General features: G+C 66.6%; 17 protein-coding genes. 8 read left to right on the forward strand and 9 right to left on the reverse strand.

The window, feature by feature from the left end:
• The first annotated feature begins 145 nt into the window (after positions 1-145).
• The 3 genes from E1288_RS33205 to E1288_RS33215 all read left to right on the forward strand — a co-directional run bounded on the left by E1288_RS33205 (position 146) and on the right by E1288_RS33215 (position 3,241).
• Positions 146-718 (forward strand): flavin reductase family protein, encoded by a 573-nt coding sequence (locus E1288_RS33205; protein ID WP_132492327.1) that lies wholly within the window; start codon positions 146-148, stop codon positions 716-718.
• A 38-nt stretch (positions 719-756) separates the two neighbouring features.
• Positions 757-2,331 (forward strand): 4-hydroxyphenylacetate 3-hydroxylase N-terminal domain-containing protein, encoded by a 1,575-nt coding sequence (locus E1288_RS33210; protein ID WP_132492328.1) that lies wholly within the window; start codon positions 757-759, stop codon positions 2,329-2,331.
• A gap of 241 nt (positions 2,332-2,572) precedes the next feature.
• Positions 2,573-3,241, forward strand: coding sequence for a hypothetical protein (locus tag E1288_RS33215; protein ID WP_132492329.1), 669 nt, complete (start codon positions 2,573-2,575; stop codon positions 3,239-3,241).
• A 5-nt stretch (positions 3,242-3,246) separates the two neighbouring features.
• On the opposite strand, the gene E1288_RS49170 is transcribed toward E1288_RS33215, so the two are convergent.
• The gene (locus E1288_RS49170; protein WP_328592520.1) at positions 3,247-3,615 is read right to left on the reverse strand and encodes a transposase; all 369 of its coding nucleotides are present in this window, start codon (positions 3,613-3,615) and stop codon (positions 3,247-3,249) included.
• A gap of 505 nt (positions 3,616-4,120) precedes the next feature.
• On the opposite strand from E1288_RS49170, the gene E1288_RS33225 reads away from it, so the two are divergent.
• Both E1288_RS33225 and E1288_RS50515 read left to right on the forward strand, forming a co-directional pair.
• A complete protein-coding gene (locus E1288_RS33225; protein WP_132492330.1) occupies positions 4,121-4,492 on the forward strand; it encodes a hypothetical protein in 372 nt (123 codons plus the stop codon).
• 5 nt (positions 4,493-4,497) lie between these two features.
• Positions 4,498-4,887, forward strand: a complete 390-nt coding sequence (locus tag E1288_RS50515) for an integrase core domain-containing protein (protein WP_408014200.1) — start codon at positions 4,498-4,500, stop codon at positions 4,885-4,887.
• Here the strand turns inward: E1288_RS50515 and E1288_RS33235 are convergent.
• The 5 genes from E1288_RS33235 to E1288_RS33255 form a co-directional block, all read right to left on the reverse strand.
• Positions 4,860-5,204 (reverse strand): hypothetical protein, encoded by a 345-nt coding sequence (locus E1288_RS33235; RefSeq protein ID WP_132492331.1) that lies wholly within the window; start codon positions 5,202-5,204, stop codon positions 4,860-4,862. The genes E1288_RS50515 and E1288_RS33235 overlap by 28 nt on opposite strands.
• A gap of 42 nt (positions 5,205-5,246) precedes the next feature.
• On the reverse strand, positions 5,247-9,551 hold the full coding sequence (locus E1288_RS33240) for a putative T7SS-secreted protein (protein ID WP_235883971.1): 4,305 nt from the start codon (positions 9,549-9,551) through the stop codon (positions 5,247-5,249).
• On the reverse strand, positions 9,548-9,967 hold the full coding sequence (locus E1288_RS33245) for a hypothetical protein (RefSeq protein WP_235883972.1): 420 nt from the start codon (positions 9,965-9,967) through the stop codon (positions 9,548-9,550). Before E1288_RS33245 ends, E1288_RS33240 begins: the two co-directional genes overlap by 4 nt.
• Positions 9,919-10,410, reverse strand: coding sequence for an SseB family protein (locus tag E1288_RS33250; protein WP_132492332.1), 492 nt, complete (start codon positions 10,408-10,410; stop codon positions 9,919-9,921). Before E1288_RS33250 ends, E1288_RS33245 begins: the two co-directional genes overlap by 49 nt.
• Before the next feature lie 735 nt (positions 10,411-11,145).
• Positions 11,146-11,613, reverse strand: a complete 468-nt coding sequence (locus E1288_RS33255) for a MarR family transcriptional regulator (RefSeq protein ID WP_207954692.1) — start codon at positions 11,611-11,613, stop codon at positions 11,146-11,148.
• 123 nt (positions 11,614-11,736) lie between these two features.
• Here E1288_RS33255 and E1288_RS33260 point away from each other — a divergent pair, with 123 nt between their 5' ends.
• Together E1288_RS33260 and E1288_RS33265 are read left to right on the forward strand one after the other, a co-directional pair.
• Positions 11,737-12,714, forward strand: a complete 978-nt coding sequence (locus E1288_RS33260) for a hypothetical protein (protein ID WP_132492333.1) — start codon at positions 11,737-11,739, stop codon at positions 12,712-12,714.
• Between the two features lie 617 nt (positions 12,715-13,331).
• Positions 13,332-13,535: a cold-shock protein gene (locus E1288_RS33265; RefSeq protein ID WP_132492334.1), complete on the forward strand. Its 204-nt coding sequence runs from the start codon at positions 13,332-13,334 to the stop codon at positions 13,533-13,535.
• 600 nt (positions 13,536-14,135) lie between these two features.
• Here E1288_RS33265 and E1288_RS33270 read toward each other — a convergent pair.
• A complete protein-coding gene (locus E1288_RS33270; protein ID WP_132492335.1) occupies positions 14,136-16,163 on the reverse strand; it encodes a hypothetical protein in 2,028 nt (675 codons plus the stop codon).
• Between the two features lie 39 nt (positions 16,164-16,202).
• Positions 16,203-17,444 (reverse strand): ATP-grasp domain-containing protein, encoded by a 1,242-nt coding sequence (locus E1288_RS33275; RefSeq protein ID WP_132492346.1) that lies wholly within the window; start codon positions 17,442-17,444, stop codon positions 16,203-16,205.
• Between the two features lie 755 nt (positions 17,445-18,199).
• Between E1288_RS33275 and E1288_RS33280 the strand changes: the two genes are divergently transcribed.
• On the forward strand, positions 18,200-18,451 hold the full coding sequence (locus tag E1288_RS33280) for a hypothetical protein (protein ID WP_132492336.1): 252 nt from the start codon (positions 18,200-18,202) through the stop codon (positions 18,449-18,451).
• 79 nt (positions 18,452-18,530) lie between these two features.
• Here E1288_RS33280 and E1288_RS33285 read toward each other — a convergent pair.
• Positions 18,531-21,102, reverse strand: a 2,572-nt coding sequence (locus E1288_RS33285; RefSeq protein WP_132492337.1) for a cation-translocating P-type ATPase, incomplete at its 5' end; no start/stop codon positions are given.

A 21,102-nucleotide genomic window follows, 5' to 3' on the forward strand; every position in this document is an offset into this window, starting at 1 on the left:
GCAGGAGCGGGGCAATGTCACATACGAGGAGGAGCCGCTTGGTGAAGGAACCTGGAAGAGCGGCCGACCAGGCGTCCGCCATTGGCGGCACCGGATGCGGGAAGAGCGTGCGCCTCGCATCCGCCGGCTCTCCGGGGTGGGCCACATGAACCAGCGCCACCTCCGGAACGCCTTCGGCCGCTTCGCCACCGGCGTCACGGTCGTCACCTGCGCCACCTCCGACGGCGGACGCCACGGCGCCACGGTCAACGCGTTCACCGCCGTCTCCCTGGAACCGGCCCTGTGCCAGGTGACCCTCACCCGCCGGTCCAAGGCGTGCCGGTATCTGAAGGACACGCCCTTCGCGGTCAACATCCTGGCAGCCGACCAGACCGACACCGCCTGGCACTTCGCCGGCCGGCCCGTGGAGCCGGAACCCCAGTGGTCCGACGGTCCTCTCGGCCCCGTGCTCACGGGAGCGGCCGCCACGATCTCGTGCCGCCCGTGGCGCACCTACGACGGCGGCGACCACCTGATCGTCATCGGCGAAGTGGTCGAGGCCGACATCACCGATCTGGAACCGCTGCTGTTCCACGCCGGGACCTTCCGCCACCTGGACCGGCGGGACGCGGGCGCCCACTGGGGCGCCTGCCTGGACAGCCCCGAGAGCGGATGGTTCACCGGCGCACCGGCCTTCACCGCGATGCACGCGAAGCACGCCACGCGGCACGCCTCGTAATTCCCAATCACACACCTTCGAGATCAGCTAGGAAAGACATGACTCAGGAAGACACCCGCTCTCCGGCCGCCCCACCCGCGGTGAACGTCCGCAAGACCCGCCCGCTGACGGGCGACGAGTACATCGAGTCCATTCGCGACGGACGGGAGGTGTGGGTCTATGGCGAGAAGGTCAAGGACGTCACCGAGCACCCCGCCTTCCGCAACTCGGTGCGCATGACCGCGCGGCTGTACGACGCCCTGCACGACGCGGACAAGCAGTCGGTGCTCACCGTGCCGACCGACACCGGCAGCGACGGTTTCACCCACCCGTTCTTCCGCACGCCGCGCAGCCGCGAGGACCTGATCGCCGACCGCGACGCGATCGCCGAGTGGGCGCGGATGACCTACGGCTGGATGGGCCGCAGCCCCGACTACAAGGCGGCCTTCCTCGGCACCCTCGGCGCCAACAGCGACTTCTACCAGCCCTTCGGCGACAACGCCCGGCGCTGGTACGCCGAGTCCCAGGAGAAGGTCCTCTACTGGAACCACGCCATCATCAACCCGCCGGTCGACCGCGACCGCAACCCCGACGAGGTCAAGGACATCTTCGTCCACGTCGACGAGGAACGCGACGACGGCCTGGTCATCAGCGGCGCCAAGGTGGTGGCCACCGGCTCGGCCATCACCCACTTCAACTTCATCGCCCACTACGGCCTGCCGATCAAGAAGAAGGAGTTCGCGCTGGTCTGCACCGTCCCGATGGGCACGCCCGGCATGAAGCTGATCAGCCGGCACTCCTACGCGATGAACGCCGACGTCATGGGCAGCCCGTTCGACTACCCGCTGTCCAGCCGCTTCGACGAGAACGACACCATCTTCATCCTCGACAAGGTGAAGATCCCCTGGGAGAACGTCTTCATCTACGGTGACGCCGAGAAGGCCAGCACGTTCTTCCCCGGCTCGGGCTTCCTGCACCGCTTCACCTTCCACGGCTGCACGCGCCTCGCCGTCAAGCTCGACTTCATCGCCGGACTGCTGATGAAGGGCGTGGAGGTCACCGGCACCAAGGACTTCCGCGGCATCCAGACCCGCGTGGGCGAGGTCATCGCCTGGCGCAACCTGTTCTGGGGCCTGACCGACGCCATGGCGAACAACCCGGACTCCTGGAAGGACGACGCCCTCCTGCCGAAACTCGACTACGGCCTGGCCTACCGCTGGTTCATGACCCTGGGCTACCCGCGGATCAAGGAAATCATCATGCAGGACCTGGGCAGTGGACTGATCTACCTCAACTCCAACGCCAAGGACTTCTCCGTCCCGGAGATCCGCCCCTACCTGGACAAGTACGTGCGCGGGTCCAACGGCTACGACTCCGTCGAGCGGGTCAAGCTGATGAAGCTGATCTGGGACTCCATCGGCAGCGAGTTCGGCGGCCGGCACGAGCTGTACGAGCGCAACTACTCCGGCAACCACGAGCAGGTACGCGCGGAGATGCTCTTCACCGCTCAGGCTTCCGGCACCGCCGACGCCATGAAGGGCTTCGCGGAGCAGTGCATGGCCGAGTACGACCTGAACGGCTGGACCGTGCCTGACCTGATCAACCCGGAAGACGTGAGCATCCACCGCCGCTGACCGCTGCTGCCGGGACGGTCCGGTGCCGCCCCGGCCCAGCTCGGAACAGCACGATGAGCATCACCCGAACTTCGACACCCCTCACCGCGACGGGTGAGGGCGCTGCTCGGCGCGGTGCATCACGACGTGACCCGGGCGGCTAAGCCCGAACTGATCCCGCGCCCCGTGGCCGACGGAGAAGGCGGCCTCGCGCGGCGGTACGACTTCGTCCTCGAACGGGCCTGAGACCAAGGATGCGGATGTGACAGCACAATCGTCCCCGAGCCTCCCGGAGTTCGCGTCGGCACTCCGGTCCTCGGGTACCACGTGGACGGGCCTGCGCGACGTGCCCTCCGACTGGCAAGGCGGCGCGGTGACCATGGGCGTCTTCGACGGATTCCACCGTGGTCATGCCGCGCTGGTCCGGCGCGTGCGCGAGCGGGCGGCCCAGCACGAGCTGCCGTCCGTGTTGCTCACTTTCGACCCGCACCCGCTCACGGTGACCTGCCCGGAGCGCGCGCCCAGGCAGTTGGCGTCGCTCGAAGAACGCGTCCGCCTCGCCCACGGCCTCGGCATCGACGCCGTACTCGTGCTGCCGTTCACCGCGGCGCTGGCCGGCATGGCGGCCGACGATTTCGCCGATCGAGTCCTCGGCCACGCGCTCCGGGCTCGCGCCGTGGTGGTGGGCGAGAACTTCCGCTTCGGCCGAGGGGGCGGTGGCGACACCGCCCTGCTCGGCCGCGCGGGAAGGCGGCTCGGCTTCACCTTGGACGCCGTGCCGCTCGTCGCCCACGACGGCCGGGCCTGCTCCTCCACCCTGATACGCAGCTGCCTGGCGGCCGGTGACCTCAAGGGCGCCGAAGAGCTGCTGGGACGCCCGTGGCGCACGGCGACCTCCGCGCCGGCGATCGACGACATCGCGGAGCATTAGGAGTTTCATTGATCGTGTCTAGCCGCTTGAGCCTGGTTGGGCAGTGTGATCTGGAATGTGCGGCCGTCGCGCAGGAGTGTCCAGATGACGTCGACCAGGCGGCGGGCGAGCGCGATCAATGGCTGGGAGTGGACCTTTCCTTCACCACGTTTGCGCTGGTAGAAGCTACGAGAGGGAATATCGGGCCGTTTGATGCTCGACAGTGCGGCCAGGTAGAACACTCGCCGCAGCCCGCGGTGGTAGCGCTTCGGGCGGTGCAGATTGCCTCGCACCCGGCCGGAATCGCGGGGTACCGGTGCGAGGCCGGCGTAGGCGGCCAGGCGGCCGGGGTTGCGGAAGGTGGCGAGCAGGTCGCCGCCGGTGTCGGCCAGCAGCTAGGCCCCAGGAACGGACCGAAGCCGTCGATTCTGGTGATCCGTTCGGCGTCTCGATGGGCTTGGAAGCGTTCGGGGAGTTGTTCGTCAAGGCCTTTGATCTCCCGACCCAGGCCCAACAGCTGGCAGGCCAGCCGGGCGATCAGCGGGACTAGGATCGTTTCTACAGACAGGGAAACGGTTTACTCACCCGCAGCCGCCCAGGGTTTGTCCATGATGGACGGAACGGTTCGACTGTGCGCCTGATGTTCCCGCAGGTACGAACGCACCCCGTCCGGGCTGGCGGCGCGGATGCCGTCGGGAGTCTGGAAACCAGCCAACAGGATCAGCGCGGAACGGGTGGAGAAATCGAAGGCCCCGCGACGGCTCGATCGCCTGGCAGCGGCCGGAACCCGCGCCTTAAAGGCTGTCCATCACCGACATCAAGGGCACACGCGCTCGTAAGAAGACCCGCCGTCTACTTCGGTCACTGCGCACCCCGCATCCAACACCACCCAATAGGGCAGTGCTGGAACGCCAGCACACAACACCTGGGACGCAGCACCAGCTCAACAGACCCGAACAGCCTGTCCCGCTCGGAAATACGATTCTGGGTCTGGCCTGCAGCTTCTCCGCGCGGGGCAACGGCCACCACAGCACCTGGAATGATCCTTCGATGCCGCTGTCGATCGTCACCGCGCTGGTCCGAAATCTGATCAAGGTGCCCGCTGTTGTACTTCGCAACCGCATGGCCAAGGATGCGGAGGTGTTGGCGTTGCGGCACGAGAACGCGGTGCTGCGCCGCCAGATCGCCCGGGTCCGCTGCGCTTCCTGCTCCGGGACCGGGATGCGAAATACACCCACGCCTTCGACGCCGTCTTCGCAGCCGACGACGTGAAGATCGTGCTCAGCCCACCGCAGGCACCGAAAGCGAACGCGATCTGCGAGCGAGTCGTGGGCACCCTACACCGCGAGCTCCTCGACCGGATCCTGATCTACAACGAGGCCCACGCTTCGAACGCGCTCACCGAGTACATCCGGCACTACAACCAGCACCGCCCCCCAGCCCCGGCGCCAACTACCCCCGGACAACACCGAACCACCACCAGCCTCGGCCACCGTCACCGACCTCCAGGTCCACCGAATCCGGCGACAACCCATCCTCGACAACCTAATCAACGAGTACCACCACGACGCTGCCTGACCGCACGGCATTGCCCCGGTTCACAGGGCCGAATCGTATTTTCGAGCGACACAGGGCACAACTATTCACTCGCCATACTGCCTTTGTGAAGCCCAACCGTAACAGCAACCAACGAACTGGCGTCACCGTCGAGCCAGATATTGAACATGTGATACCGGCCAGAAAATGCGATTAAACGCAGGATTTCACCCCGACATTTATCCACATCGCAAAGCAACCGATCCCATCCGATCACCTTTTCCGGGCGAAATCCCGGGCGCCTGAATCGCTTCTTGTAGATTTCCTGGACGCTCGCCTTCGAAACGACGGACATAGCGTATACATCAGGGGCACCGGGCAGCAAAAGTTCATCCTTCAGCAACCGAACAGCCTCGTCAGACCTCATCGCCGCATCGATCGCAGCCACCAGGCGAGTCCTTGTTAGTTCTTCTACCGGCAAATATCCCCCTCAATATACAGGCCGCCACGGGCCACCGTTGACGCTGACTTCCGCCCCACTGACAGGCCCCTGAATGAGAACCTCACTCTCGCCGTAGATATCCTGACTCTCTACACGAGTATAGCCCGGCGCATCAGCATTTGGAATGCGCAGTACAACTCCGGGCCCATTGCCGTCACCGGCGGCATCCCGAGCGACCCCATCCAGATCTGTGGTCCATGATGTGAATTCACTTCTGGTATCTCCACCATTATGAAGACCTGGATCAGTGTGCCCACCCCAAGGCAAAGCTCTTCCGTTCAGCGCATCCTCATAGCCAGGATGACCATATGGGACTCCACGATAAAGGTAGGGCTCACCTTGACCAATTCCATCTTCGCATTTCAACCCCAATGGGTCTAACCAATAATTCGGGTTAGGCACATAGTTGTGCGGCCTGAGACCACCACGCAGCCCGAGCGGATCGGTGGTCGCATACCGCCCTGTAACAGGGTCGTAGTGGCGGTGGAAGTTGTAGTTGAACCCTGTTTCGGGGTCTGCGTACTGCCCTGGAAAGCGGAGCGGGGTGTAAGCCGCGGTGCGGGGTTGGTCTGTGGTCGCGCCCCACAACGTTGTTCGTTGGCGCCAGGTTACGGCGCCTTGGTCGTTGATCAGTTCTGTTGGGGTTCCGACGAGGTCGGTGACGATCGAGTGGAACTGTTCGTCGATCCAGCGTTGGGGAGCGTTGCGGAGGGCTGAGCGTTCGGCTTGGGTGACGGGGCGGAAGTTTCCGGGTTCGTAGTTCCAGACCGTGACTCGGGCGTCCGCCAGGCTGGGGCCGTTGGGGAGACCGTCGGTGTGGGCTTGTTCCGCTAGGACCGTTCCATCCCAGATGAACTCGATCTGCTCCAGGACGCGGGAACCGTCGGGCGTGAGGCGCTGTTTGGCGACGCGGCGGCCCAGCGGGTCGTAGCGGTAGTGCCAGCGGGCGCCGTCCGGGGTGAGGACTTGGACCAGGCGGTCGTCGGCGTCCCAGACGTAGCGCCAGGTTTCCGGCTTGTGGGACAAGCGCTTTCGCTGGCGGAGCACCACGCGGCCTTGGGCGTCGTGCTCGTAGCGGACCTTGCCCGCTCGGCGGATCAGGGTGCCGCTGTACTCGCGGTCGCCGAGTTCCTCGGCATCGTTGGTGGGCCAAGAGGCGTGGGCGAGGTTGCCTGCCGTGTCGTAGGCGTAGCGTTCCGTCCAACCAGGTCCGGTGACCGCGGTGACGCGGCCTGCGCGGTCGAGGTCGAACGTGCGCGGGCCGGCGAGCTTGTCGTCGAGCCCAGTCAGGTATCCGTCGGCGCGGTAGGTGTACGAGCGCCTCTGGATCTGCTGGTCGGACGGGCCGGTGAGGGTTTGCGAGAGCAGCTGGTGGTTGGCGTTCCAGGCTTGGGCCAGGACAACATCGGGTCCCAGTTCTCGCTGAACCTCGTGACCTGCGCGGTCGTAGCCGAAGCGCAGGGTGCGTCCGGCGGTGTGCAGCGCGGTCGGCCGACCGTTCGGGTCGTAGTCCCAGACGCTTTCCGCGCCGGAGGGCGTGCGGCGCCGGATCCTGCGGCCCAGCGGGTCGTAAACCGAGGCGACGGTGCGGCCGTTGATGGTTTCTGCGAGGACCCGCCCGGCGGGGTCGCGGTGGAAGGTGACCTGGGTATCGCTGTCCATCGCTTCGACCAGGCGGCCCAGCGGGTCGTAGGTGAAGGTCGACGTCATCGATCCGTTGCGACGTTCGATCACGTTGCCCAGCACGTCGCGGGCGAACGACGTGGTTTCGCCGGCGCCGTTGGTGCGCTCGATCAGCTGCCCGGCCGCGTCGTGCCGGTAGGTGACCGCACGGCCGTTGAAGTCGATCTCGCGCGCCAGGTTGCCCACGACGTCGTAGTCGTAGCGCCACACCAGGCCCTGTTCGTTGGTGACGCTGGTCAGGCGGAGTTCGGTGTCGTAGTCGAACTGCAGGCGCGTCCCGTCTGGTCGGATCTCCGCCGACGGCAGGTCGAAGTGCGTGACCTCGGTGCGGGTCTCCTGCCCCAGGGCGTCGACGAACGTCCGGAGGTTGCCCTCGCCGTCGTACAACCAACGCACGGTCGCCCCGTCAGGCAGGGTTCGCCACGCCGGTTTGCCCTCGACGGTCCAGCCGAACCGCGTGGTGCCGCCCAGCGGATCGACCACCTCCATGACGCGGCCGAACCCATCCCGCACGTACCGGGTGGTATTGCCCATCGCATCGGTCAGGACGACCGGCAAACCCGCCGCATCGGTCTCGACCCGACGCACGCTGCCCAGCGCATCCGTGAAGCTCGTCAGGTGGCCGTGCTCGTCGTGGGCGTAGCGGGTGACCGCTCCGAGCGGGTCGACCGCCCGGGTGAGGTTCCCGCGCTCGTCGTACTCGCGCCGCGACACCGCTCCGTCCGGGGCGATGATCGTGGTGGGAAGCCGGAGGTCGTTGTACTCGAACCGGGCTTGGCTGCCGTCCGGGCGCGTGATCGCGACCAGGTTGCCGTCATCGTCGTACTCGTAGCGGACCGTGCGGCCGAGCGGATCGGTCCGGGAGAGCAAGCGGTCGAACTCGTCCCACTCGGACAAAGTTTCGCCGCCCAGCTCATTGACCTCACGGAGCGTCTGACCGGCTTCGTTGAGGTGGTAGGTGGTGCGGGCGCCTTGGGAGTTGGTCCAGTAGGTGATCCGGTTCTCGTCGTCGTACTCCAGCGTGCCGCTGAAGAAACCACCGGACCCCTCCACCGCCACGGCCCGACCGTGGCCGTCATAGGTGTAGCGGTACCACTTGTCGTTGCGGTCGGTCCAACTCGTGATGCGCCCCGCCTGGTCATAGGTGAAGCGCAGCGGCAGACCGGAGGTGTTGATCACCTCGGTGAGCCGTTGATCCTCGTAGACGTAACGCATCAACTGCACGTCGTCGCCGTTGTCCGCTGCGCAGAGGTACAACGCGGTCACCAGGCCGTCGCCGGATTCGACACGGATGCGGTAACCGCCGGAATGCCGCACCTCGACGGGCGTTCGGTCGGCATCGCGCTCGACGTCAATGCGGTGACCGTTGCGATCCGTGATCGCGATCAACGGCAGGATTTCGCCTGCAGAACCGAAGTGCAGCGTTCTGTCTTGCACCGTGTCGGTGATCGTGTAACTGCCGTCTTCGGATCTCGCCAATCTCCGTTGCGGTCCGGTCACTGCGACGGCAGACGAGCCCGGCACCGGTTGAGGAAAGAGAGACAGTGTGCCGTCGTCGGCGACGAAGCACACGTTGGTCTCGTCCACCTCCAATCGCTGGTCCAACGTCGAAGTCCACGTTGGACCAAAGTGCTGTCCCGCCCGGAAAGACGAGATGTGCAGCCGCTTCAGCACCAGGGGAAGCACGCCCGCGAGTTCGACATCGGTCTGTGCGAGCACCATGCCACCGGTGGCGACGTCGATCGGGTCGCCGGTCGTTGTTCTCTCGGAAGCCGGAACCCGGTGTTCGGGGGCATCTGGATGTTTCGTGAGAGTCTTGAGGACCTTGCCGACCCCACCGGTGAGGATGCCCCCCAAGACCTCGCCGGTGATCCTGCCCAGCCCCACTTCACCGCGGCCGTTGGCGAAATCGTCCCACGAGACCATCGCCTTGAGCGTTTCGACGGGATGGGTGACGGCGTGGGCCATCGCCGCCACGGTCGCCGCAGGATCGGCGAACGCGTCGGCAATCGCTGTGAATGTGCCGGCGAAACCTTCCCAGATAGCCCCGTAGAAGTTCGCATCGATCTGCGCCTGGGAATCCTGGGGCGCTACCGCCGCCTCTTCTCTCAGCGCCGAAGCGGCACGATCGCCCGCTCCGATCAGCTCCTGCCGAGCCAACCGCAGCATGTCCCGGGCGGCCTGCCGCCTTTCCTCGCCAGGATCGGCGAAAGGCGGTACCTCACCACCTTGTGCGTCCGCGACGGCTCGCTCGTGGTCCGCTTTCGCCTGCCGAGTGGCAGCTTCCCCTTCTTCCCACGAGCGAACGGCCTCGGCAGCCTCGCCTTGGGCCCACCGCAGTACGCGCGCGTACTCCTCGAGCGCGGCAGCCCCAGCTGCCAGTGAATCCTCACCATCAAACCAGCGGGGAACATCCGTCTGGTGCTGCTCGTGCCAGAGGTCAGCGGCTTCACCGCTCCACCCGCCCGCATCGATTCGTTGCAGCGCTCGTCCGGTCTCAGACGCCTTGCTCGCTCGCTCCCGGATAAAGTGCGCGTTCGACTCGATCGCGGCCGGGTCTCCGGGCACCAGCAGCGTTGGCTCAGTGGTCTGCCCCAACTCGACTGTCATCGAGACATCCCCGGGATCGTCGTCGGCTGCACCACATCGATCCCCGGATCAACCGACAGCGCATCCGCACCAGCCTGATCAGCTTCCCGATACGCCTTGGCGGCTTCACCGAGCGAATAACTCATCCGAGTGGCACGGTCGCACAACGCGTCCAAACCGACCGACCAACGGTCGCAGAACTCCGCCAATGCCGCCTGCAGACCAGAGTGTCCGTACGAATCGCTATCGCCCGGTAACTCGCTCAACTCCGAGTTGTCTTGCCCGGCAACGAGTTCATCCATGTTCTTCGCCGCTGTTTCCAACAACTCGATTTCGACGTGAAAGCCGTTGCCGTCCAAGCTCACCGCACCCACCCGTGAGGAATCGTTCATTTCCTGCGCGAGGCTGCCTGCCGCGCCGACGCCGTACGTTTCCACTCCCGCTCAAGCGCGTAAAAATCGTCAACCCGCGGCTGCAACGGCAACCGATGCTCATCATCCGGATCCACCATCACGCCCACACCGGCCGGCACCAACTTCAAGAAGTCCGCACCCGGCATCGACATGTAGTCGCACTCACCTGCACGAGCGGCAAGCCGCTCCGAACTTGAAAACGCCAACGTCCACCGGCCCCGGCGCCCGATATCAGTCACGAATACACCGGGCTTCTCCGGACGCTGAGCAAAGACCACCGCCTGCGCGAACGCCGCATAGAACGCCTTAAGCGGGCGCTGACCTGCACGGACCTCTCGCGCGACAACCACCAAATCCGGTTCCCCATCCCCCACTGCAAGCGCCACGCACGGGACCCTACCCAGGAACATGGCGACTGTCAGGAACTCGACGCCATCGGCCAGCAGCGCAGTGATCGACACCACCACTCGCGACTCGCCCGACCAACGAGCCGCAGCGTGCTGGCTGGCCTGCCTTCGACCTCCGCCGGATGCTACGGCAAGCAGGCGGGATGATGCCGTCGTCCTACTAGTAGCGGACCGCCTGCGTGGAGGTTCTCGCCGCGTACTGCGACGCCTGGTCGAGGTGGGTACAGGCTCGCAACCTCATCGACGAGACTGGTTCGTCGTGCGCGGAACAGGCTGCGAAACCGCCAGCACCTCAAGAACTGCCCCGACCGCTTGAACCACGACAACCCTGCCATCGCTTCAGCGCCACGCTCCTCCGCGAGCAGGAAGGCCGTGACCAGATCGTCAGTAAGCGAACCTGTGCCTTGCCCACGGTTGGCACTTGACTCCACGACAACCGCGCCCTCCCAGGAAGAACTTAGTTTCCCCAGGGCATCCAAAACGTTTCGCCACGCAGTCACCTGCTCGACGTTCGGTTCCCGCGATGCATCGCTCATCATCCTGCTCCTCACCTCAAACGACCGCCACAGCCCCACAGGCTTAACCGCCTTCGGACGACGTCAACCAGCCCCAGAAGAGGCTGTCTACCTGGGCCGGAGAAGCGCTGCCCCGGTGGTGGTCGTTTGACGCAGAACCGGTACTTTACTTGTCTTCAGACAAGTAAAGCGGGAGGGGCGAAGACATGTTCGCAGCCGCGCCGTTCTGGCGGGCAGGAATGGCCGGCCCGGTATGCCACGGACGACACCGGGCAGGAGGTCAAGCGAGCAGCTCGTCCGGCAGGCCGAGCTCGGTCGCGGCCGCGTAGAAGGCACTCATGCCGGCGAGCAGGGCATTGCGGCTTCGGGGGCTCATGGCGTCCAGCACCTGTTTGAGGTCGGCTTGGCGTTCCCGGCTGAACTGGCGGAGAAGGCGGCGCCCGTCCTTGGACATTTGGAGCATGACCTCGCGGCGGTCACCTTCGCTGGCGATCCGGTCGAGGAACCCGGCGGCCTGGAGCCGATCGCACAGCCGGCTCGTCACAGAGGGAATCGAACCGAGCTCGTCGGCGAGGCTCATGAGGTTGATGGCGCCGTGCCTGTCCACGACGACGAGCGCCCGCAGCTGCGGCGCTGAGACCTTGGGCTTGATGCGTTCGGCGCTACGCGCCCAGACAACCATGAGCGCCCCAACGCTGGCTTCGAGGTCGTCCAGGGCTTCGGAGGAAACAGAATCGGGTTCGCGCACCAGAGCAATCCTCCTAGCCGGGTGCATCACGTTCCTTCGCGTACGGGCTCCCGGGCGCATTCTGTCACGTCAGGATCCAAGATCGCCCGCAGCTGAGCGGGCCTAGGTGAAGCCGGAGAAATGGTGACCGTCCCCACACGTCTGGAGTCCATCGAGCGAGCCTTGCGGAACGCTCCCGCGCACGAGTTACCGGGGGTGCTCGAAGCGGTGCTGGGGCACCATTTCGGCGTTGCCGGGTTGGAGATCTACCTGGTCGACCTGAGGCTTGCGGTTCTGGAGCCGGTGCTCGAACCCGAGGGCCCCGGCATTCCCTTGGTGGCGACCGTGGAAGGGCGTGTTTTCTGCGACCAGGTGCACGTCCAACAGCCGCTTGATCAGGAAGTGGCGCTGCATCTGCCGATGACCGTGCGGGGCGACCGGCTGGGCGTCCTCTGGCTGCGGCTACCTGATGCGCCCGACGATGCGATGCGTGAGGAACTGGCGGAAGCAGCCGAGCTCGCCGCGCACGCCATCATCCTCGCGGAGGTGGCGACCGATCGGTATCGGCGAGCACGGCGCCCGCAACGACTGACGCTCGCCGCCGAGATGCAATGGCAGCTGTTACCAGTGCGTTCCGTGGAATGCGCTGCCTATCGGCTTGCGGGCCAGCTCGAACCCGCCTACGCCGTCCGCGGTGACAACTTCGACTGGGCCCAGGACGTCGATTCGCTGACCGTCGCGGTCACCAACGGCATGGGAGAAAGCATCACCGCGGCCATGCTGACCACCTTGGCGATCACAGCGCTGCGCAACGCCCGTCGCAGTGGAGCCAACCTCGCCACACAGGCCGTCCTCGCCAACGACGCGCCGAACAGCACAGCCGCTACCCCGCCGGCGACACCCCCGACGGCGAGCACGGTTCTCCAGTACTGCAAGGCCTATCTCCTGATGTTGGTCACCGTTGGTTCGCATATCGCCGGACAGGGCCTCCGCGCTACGTCATTTGCCGTGCGAAAGCACCGCGACCTGGAGGCGAAGGCGGCGGCCCTGATCCGGTCAAGCAGCCATCTTTCCCATGGCATCGTGGCTTTCCAGGGCACCCTTCACACGAGCCGCCCGTGACAACAACGCCTCGGGCACACCCCCAGCGTCGCCCGAGGCATCCTACTGTGATCTCACTTGGATTCGTTGCCAATTGGCAACCATTCCAAGTGCGGTGCCGTTCGCGCACAGCAAAGCCGACCTCCGCTTCCCAGCCAAGGGGCATTCATGATCTTGCGCGCACCGAGACGTCCAGTGCTCCCTGAGCATGCCAGGGAAGCGCTGCGACCGTTGGCACCGTCCCGCAGCGCTCGGAGGGCGGACGTCGCCGCTTTCTCGCCGTCAGCTGCGGCGGGCCAGAGCGTGCCTGCCAACGGGTCGACTAGCGCACCCCGGGCGCCGCTGCGTGTCGGATCACCAGACTCGAAGACCCACTCGCCGAACACGCCAAAGCCGGGCCCTGAGCGCACAGCCGGCGATCGTCGCAGCGTCTGGGTTGACGGCGGCCGAGTAACGTGTAGGGTCGGTGATGGTCGTTGTTTCTGGGTTCGTGTTTTGTGCATGCTCGCAGGATGTTGATGCGGGCGAGCTTCTTTCTTTGGTCGCAGCTGGAGTTAGCCGCCGTCTGAGATCCCCCGGCCCGGGCCTCCGCACGATGTGGTCGCCCGTCATACACCAGCTCCCAGGAGGAGACACGCATGACTAGCGGAACCGTGAAGTGGTTCAACTCGGAAAAGGGCTTCGGCTTCATCGCTCCGAACGAGGGCGGGCCGGACGTGTTCGTGCACTACTCGGCGATTGATGCCGGCGGGTTCCGGAGCCTGGAGGAGGACCAGCAGGTGACCTACGAGGTCAGCCAGGGCCCCAAGGGCCCGCAGGCCGACCTCGTGCGCGTGGTCTGACAACCCTCTCTGTTCTCCGGTGGCTCCCCACCCGGGTGGGGAGCCACCGGAGCTTTCGGCGAGCGCACCACCCCGCCTCGTCGCCCTACGCACACTGCCCTCATCGATCCGCATTGCCGCCACCAGGCGGTGGACTGGATCGGCCACGGGACAGGAAGGAATGCCATCACCACATCAACACCACTTCACCACCCACGCCGACGGCACCGCGATCTGCCGGTCACCGACCGGGTCTCCCACCCGGAACCGGCCTTCGGCGGGTGCACCCGCGGCCCGAGCACGGTGAGTCCGGTCCAATTCGCCGAACCCGAACACTCCCGGGCCATCCCCGAGCAGCAACACCCAATCGCTGACCACAGCGATGCCGGGATGCGCCGATTGCGCATGCCGTTCGCCCCCGACCCGGCCTAGAGATCGCGGCAGCACGCTGCCGCCCTCGGCCGAGACGTGCGCACAGGGCGTCCAAAGAGGACTGCGCGGCGGCGATCGTGGCGTCGTCGCTCAGGGTGCGCCACCCACCAGCGTTGCGCCGCGGAATGGTTGGCCTTCTCCACCACGCTCTTGCCGGTTCCCGTGCCGCGACGGCCAGGAGCATGCGGATCAGGACTGCGGGTCCTTCGAGGCCTGCAGCCTTCCCGCCGGCAACCGGTCGGCCCCCCAGCTGCGTTCGATATAGCCGATGATCCGCACGACGTCCTCGGCGGGCACCCTCTCCGGCTCCCCGCGCTCGAGCGGGTCGGCGTGGAAGATGTAGAGCCGCGAGGCGAACTGGTCGAACGGCAACGAGGCCTCACCGAACCGCTCACCGTTGCCCGCGGTGGAGACCACAACGCCGTCGCCCCAGTCCTGGCCGCTGTCGTTGTTCGGGTTGAAGAAGTACACCCGCATGACGTCCTGCGGATCCGGCGCGACCCGCAAGATCGTGATCGCGTGCCAGCCGACGTAGCGTGCCGCGCTGTCGGTGACGGCGACGCCGGCCGGCTGCGGGTGAATCACCGGCTGCCCGCCGTTGTAGGACGGGTGATAGCTCGCATGGAACTGCCGCAGGAACGCGTCGAGGCCGACCAGCTTCCCGGTCGCGACCTCAACGTTGATCCAGAACCCGCGGGCCGCCCACCAGCCGTGGAACTCCGGGTTGACCCACCGGTGCGGGTCCCCGGGCCGATCGGCGCAGCGCCTCCCCATCTCGGCGTAGATCCGGTCCAGGTGGGGAACGACGAGCAACGACACGGGGTCCAGGTCCATCGGCAGCGTGCTCGCGACCCCGGACGCGCTGTCCTTCGACGAGACCGGCTGGCCCTCGAAATGCATGATGATCTCGTCGTCGCGGGCCGCCCAGACCACCACCTGCAGCAGGTAGTCCGGGTCGTTGTAGGCCCACATCGACAGCGCGCGGGCCGACTGGCAGGTCGGATTATCGCCCTGCCCGACGCCGAGCGGCTGGCCCAGCATCGACAGCACGCCCGCGATCAGCCGCGCCTTCGGCTCCGGCTGGTCGCCGAACACCGTCACCAACCGCTCCCGCGCGACCGGGGAAAGGTCCAGAGCCAGCTGGCGCCACAGCGCGGGCACCACCGGCGGCTCGTAGAGGATGCCGCGGTCGAGCAACAACGCAAGCCCGTAGATGCACTGCGCGGTCTGCGGGTGCACAGCCTCCTCGATCAGCCGATGCGCCAGGTCGCGGTAACGCAGCAGGCAGTTCCGGCCGGTGTCGGACAACCCGAGTGCCTCGCCGACGAGGTAGTCGCTCTCGTGCAGCAGGAACCGCAGCAGCTCCGCGTGGTACGGCGACACCAGACCGGTGTCGTGCATCGCCCGGGCGAACCCGGTGGCCTCGTACTGCAGGCCGCCGGCATCCATCGCCTCCAGCCGGGAGCGGAAGGCGTCGAGGCCAGGGTCGTCCCGGCACGCCTCGGTGGTCCCGAACAGGCTGGTGATAAGCCGGTCGAGGCCCTGCCCGGACGACGCGCCCAGGTTGACGTCCGGATCGCCGCGGTAGATCGCGATCCGGGTGATCAGCGACTGCACCTGGTCGACCTGGATCGGGCGCTGGCGAAGGATCCGCCAGATCTCGTCGACCAGCTTGTCCAGGACGCTGTCGTAGCCGATCTCGTCGGCGAGGTGCCGGAACAGGTCCCGGATCAGCTGCGCGGTCCGGCCCTGCCGGGTCCGCTCCGCCTCACTGGGCGGGGTGAACAGCAGCTCCAGGTTCATCGCCAGCACCTGGGACAGGAACTGGCGAGCGTCCTCGGCGGAGAAGCTCGGGTGCGCGAAGTCGCCGCGGGCGACGGCGAGCATCCGCAGCTCGCTGGTCGCCTCCACCACGACGGTGTCCGCGTCTCCGCTGCGCAGCCCGGGGCCGACCAGTGACGGGAGAAGGATCTCCGGGGAGGCCCAGTCGGTCCCCGCGAACAGGCCGGCTTCCTCCAACGCCTGCGCCCGGGCCTGGACCGCCGCGGCGCCGCCCGGCTGCAGCAACACCCGCCGCAACGCTTCCAGGACCCGCCGCAGCTTCGTGTGCTTTCCGAAGTCGCGGGTCTCGGCCATGGCTTGAATGGCGGCGTCGAGCGAGGTCACGCGCTTGTCCAGCGTCGTGACCTCACCCGTGACGTCGGCGGTCGGCTTCAAAGGGTTCCCTCGGGTAGGTCTCCTGCTTCCGCGGAGTCGTCAGACGTAGAAGTCGAGCTCTTCCTGCTTCTTCAACAGTTCGCGCATCCGGTAGGGGTCGTCACCGAAGAAGTACACCAGACCCCAGTGGTTACCGAACGCGGTCCTCTTGGTGACCGTCTCCTCCAGCGGCGCCGCGAGGTCGTGCGACTCATAGTAGTCGTCGTCCTCGGTCTCCTCCGGGATCTGCAGATCGGCGACAACCCGGCGGCGCGGGTAGACACCGAAGCAGCCCGCGACCCCGGACGCGTCGACGACCTCGCGCGGAAAGAAGGCGTCGATCTCCTCCTCGGTCGTCTTCGGGTCGAAGGCCAGCACCAGCCCCTGGTAGGCGTTGAACCCGTATGCCCGCTCGAGCAGCTCGAAGACCTTGAAGCCCGGCGGCCGGTAGGCGACCTCGCCGAAGTACATCTCGCCGTCACTGGTGACGAAGTACTCCGGGTGCACGAAGCCGAACTCGATGTCGAAGGTCTTGATGAGCTTCTCGATCTGCGCCGTGATCTGCGGCCGGTACCTCTCCAGTTCCGGGGTCGCCGGAACGAACACCGAGTACCCGAGCGTCACGTACTCGGAGATGTTGAGGAACTTGATCTTCCCGTTGTGGATCCACGCCTCGACGGCGAACTCCCAGCCGTCGAGGTGCGATTCCATGAGTACCGGGAACTCCTCATCCGGAATCGTGTCGATCTCATCGGGCGTGCGGATGACGCGGTGCCCAAGACACCCGGCCTTGTCGAACGCCTTGAGGTGGATCGGGTCGTTCGGGTCGCCGTCGAGCTTGAGCAGCGTCTGGTTGACGCGCTTGAGGAAGCGGATCACGTCGTCCCGGTCGTGGGCCTCCTCGAAGATCCCGACCCGGATCCCGCCGAGCTGCGCGCGGCGCTTCATCAACGCCTTGTCCCGCAACAGCATGGCCTGGCCGAACAGGCGCGGGTTGTCCAGCAGGACGGAGTTGATCGCCCCGGCCCACTCCACCGTCTCCTCGAACAGCGGGATCGCAACGTCGACACCCTCCTCCTTAAGCGTCTCGGCGATCTCCATGGAGCGGTCGTTGAGCCGCTCGAAATTCCACGGCACGTAGGGAATGTCGTGCTCGGAGCAGTACTCCTCGGCCCAGTCCGGTGCCACGACGACATACCGTCGATCGAACCGGTCGAGAGCCTCCACTGCATTGAGACTCCACCCAAGAAGAGCTACGTATCCCTTGTCCGAATTCTTGATGGCCGGTTCGGGCTGTGGCATGGACCGCTCCTCCGTATCGGCGCATTCAGTTGCGACGGCGTCGCGGATACAACCGTACCCGGAGATGATGTTTCCTCGGCGTGCTGAAGCAAAAAATCCCCCGACGCTCAACCACCAACCTCGTACTCCTGCGGCCTGCAGCGCCGCAGCCGACCGAGCTGGCCCAGCCACAGCGCCGCCTGCTCGATACGATGATTTGCTTGCCAGATGGCAAGCTGTTGTGCCGTTCTCGATGCCTTGGCTGTGCCGCGAGCCATCGCGCGATGAAATGTGAACGCCAAGCCGGATACTCCGACCCTGCTCGACCTCATGGGCGACTGGCCCTGGTACCTCGGCGTCGAAGTCGTTCTCGGATTCACGGTATGGGCACTGATGACGTGGCCCTGGACGCGATCCCGCGGGGCTGGCTCGAATGGGCAGCCGGTCGGCCGCCGATGCTGAACAGGATGACCGAAGCCGAGGCGTACGACCGGTGACCAGAGCCGCGGCAGAAGTCGATCCACTGCAACACGGCACATGCGCACCGTCACCTGAATGTTGAGCTCGTGGCATGACCGTCGCCGAGCGCGTCGGCGGATTCCGCCAGATGCTGGACAACTCATCCTCACCGTCAACGCCACGCTAGTCGCCCAAGCCCAAAACGAGGAAATGAAGCACCTCTCGCGCGCCGGCTACGACCAGGACCAAAAATCAAGAAGGTCTCCGCATGGGCGGCGATCCTGTTCGCCCCACGATCATCGCTCACCGTCGACGGCATGAATTTCGAGCACATGCCCGAACTGCGCTGGATCTTCGGCTACCCGCTTGCGCTCGCCCTCGTGATCGTCGCCTACCTCGGCCTGTACGGCCTTCAAACGCCGCGACTGGATTTGATCGGCACAATCCCCGTCGGCAGGGCCCAGCACGTCCAGCGCTGGCGCACGACAGCAGAGAAGGGAGCAGGCCGAGCGGAATGGTGTGCCGATGCCTACGCAGACCTGAATAACCCCCGCACTGCAAGCTCGTGACCCGGAGGAGGTCCAGGAGCAGGGAACAGGTGGGAGTACTCCCAGTGATAGCTGGTCGCCGCTACTTGTCGTGAGCCGTTCACGAACCTCTGGAGGTGCGGGCGAGCGGGTGCAGCGCGACGTTGACCAGCATTGCGGCAGTGATCGAGCTGAGGGTGATGCTCCAGCCGATCGGGCCCAACGGGGTATTGCCGAAGAACTGGCTGAGGCCCGGGGTCTGGATGATACCTACGAGCAGCGCGGCGGATCCGACGCCAGCGAGCAGCACGTTGCGGTCCAGACCGCCGCTGACCAGCGTCTGCGCCAGCTGGGTGCCCACTACTGAAGCAAGGCCGACCGTGCTGGCGCGCCGGTGCGGGCCGATGAGGCGCGCGGCGCCCCAGGCAAACCCGGCGCCCAACGTCGTGGTGAGCCCGCGCAGCACCATCTCATCGGTGAGCGCGACGCCGAGCGATCGATCCGGGCCTTCCCGCAGCCATTCTTCGGCGTCCTCGCCAGGTGCGCGCACCGCGATGGCGACGGCCGGCGCGAGGTCGGTCAGCAGGTTGACCAGCATGATCTGGCGGGCGTTCAGCGGGGTGCTGCCCGTCAGCGCGGAGGTCAGCACTCCGAAGGCGACCTCGCCGAGGTTCCCGCCGATGAGGATGGCCAACGCCGTCCGAACGGAGGCCCACATCGCCCGGCCTTCGGTCAGGGCCTTGACGATGGTATCCAGCCGATCGTCGCCAATGACCAGGTCGGCCGCTGCGGTCGCTGCGGGGGTGCCGCGTCGCCCCAGGGCGATCCCCACGTCGGCCAGGCGGATCGCCGGGGCGTCGTTCGCACCGTCGCCGGTCATGGCGACGACCCGGCCGGCGCGCTGGAAGGCGTGGATGATGCGGACTTTGTGGTGTGGGCTGCATCGGGCGACGACGTCCACAGTGGGCAGGAACTCCTCGAGCTCGGCGTCGTCGAGGGCGTCCAGTTCCGCCCCGGTGCGCACGTTCAGGTCCGGGGTGCCGCTGACGGAGGTCGCGACGGCCGCGGCAGTGGCGGGGTGGTCTCCGGTGAGCATCACGGTGTGCACTTCGGCCTCGCGCAGCTGAGCGGTGGCCGGGGCGGCTTCGGGGCGCATCAGATCGGCCAGCGAGACGAAACCGAGGAAGATCAGGTCATCGACAGCTTCGTCACTGAGCTCCTCGTCCGGCTGCAGGGGTCGCTCGGCCACGGCGAGAACGCGCTGTCCGGAGCTTGCGAGCTCCTCGGCGGTGGCGTTGAGTTCCTGCCTCTCGGTCGCACCGATGCGGACCGGCTTTCCGTTCGACTGCCGCTGCCGACAGCGCGGCAGCACGCTTTCCGGGGCGCCCTTCACGCTCAACAGATCTCCTCGCGCAGCGCTTCCAGAGGTGGCGTGATAAGCGCGGGAGTGCTCGAACGGCAACGCGGAGGTGCGCCGCCAGCCTGCAGCGCCGCGACGCGCAGAGACCTTCGCTCGGCGGGCGCCAGCCATCACCGCCTGATCGGTCTGATGGGCCATCGGCTCGGCCCGACGCACAGTTGGCGTGGCGCGCAACGCGGCGGCGAGGATGGCCTTGTGCGCGGTGTCGAGTCGGTCGCTGGGCAGCAGCCCGCCGCCGTCACTGACGGCGGCGAGTTGCAGGGTGCCCTCGGTGAGGGTGCCGGTCTTGTCGAAGCACAGGACATCAGCGCGCCCCAGCGCCTCGATGGTGCGCGGGTTGCGCACCAGTGCACCGCGATTGCCCAGCCGGCGGGCCGCGGCGAGCTGGGCCGCGTTGATCAGGAAGGGCAGTCCTTCTGGGACGGAGGCGACGGCCAGGTTCACCGCCGACGCCGCGATATCGGCCGGGCGCTTTCCGTGCAGCAAGCCGGCCCCTGTCACCGCTGCAGCGGAGGTGAGCGCGAGCGGCAAGCTGGCCTTGGTCAACGACTTCAGGCGCGCCTCCACGCCGGTGACCGGCGCCGCCTGGCGGGCGGTGGCCGCGCTGCGGCCGGCTTCGGTGGCCGCTCCCGTGGTGACCACGACGGCCACGGCCTGCCCAGCGGAGATCGTCGTGCCCTCGTAGAGCATCGAGCGCCGCCCGGTGATGTGCGCGGCGACCACGGGCACGACGTTCTTGATCACCGGGAGAGATTCGCCGGTAAGCGCGGACTCGTCGACTTCCAGCCCATCGGCTTCCAGCAGACGGCAGTCGGCGGGCACGACGTCCTCGGGGTGCACTACAACGATGTCTCCGGGCACGAGGTCCTCCGCGGTCACCAGCCGGGTTGCGCCACTGCGCCGAACCCGGACGGAGACTGCGGAGCGCGCGGTCAGCTCGGCCAGCGCCCGCTCGGTCTGCACCCTCTGGACGCCGCCGAACAGCGCTGATGTCCCCATGATCGCGGCGACGAGTGCGGCGTCAGTACGCGATCCCACGGCCGCTGCGAGCGCAGCACCGGCTGCCAGCACAGGGGTGAGGGGATTGGCCAGCTCCTCGATGACTGCCGACGGCAGGCTGGTGGCCAGTGGTTCGGGCGCCCGCGACGAGGTCCGGGCCCGTGCCCCTACGTCCCGTGCGGATAGGCCGTGGCTGCTCGTGCCGAGTTCCTGCAGCACCCAGGAAACGGGCATCAAGTGCCATGGCGTCGTCACGATGGGTGGGGTAATTGGG

The sequence above is a fragment of the Saccharopolyspora elongata genome, from assembly GCF_004348985.1.
Lineage (GTDB): Bacteria > Actinomycetota > Actinomycetes > Mycobacteriales > Pseudonocardiaceae > Saccharopolyspora > Saccharopolyspora elongata.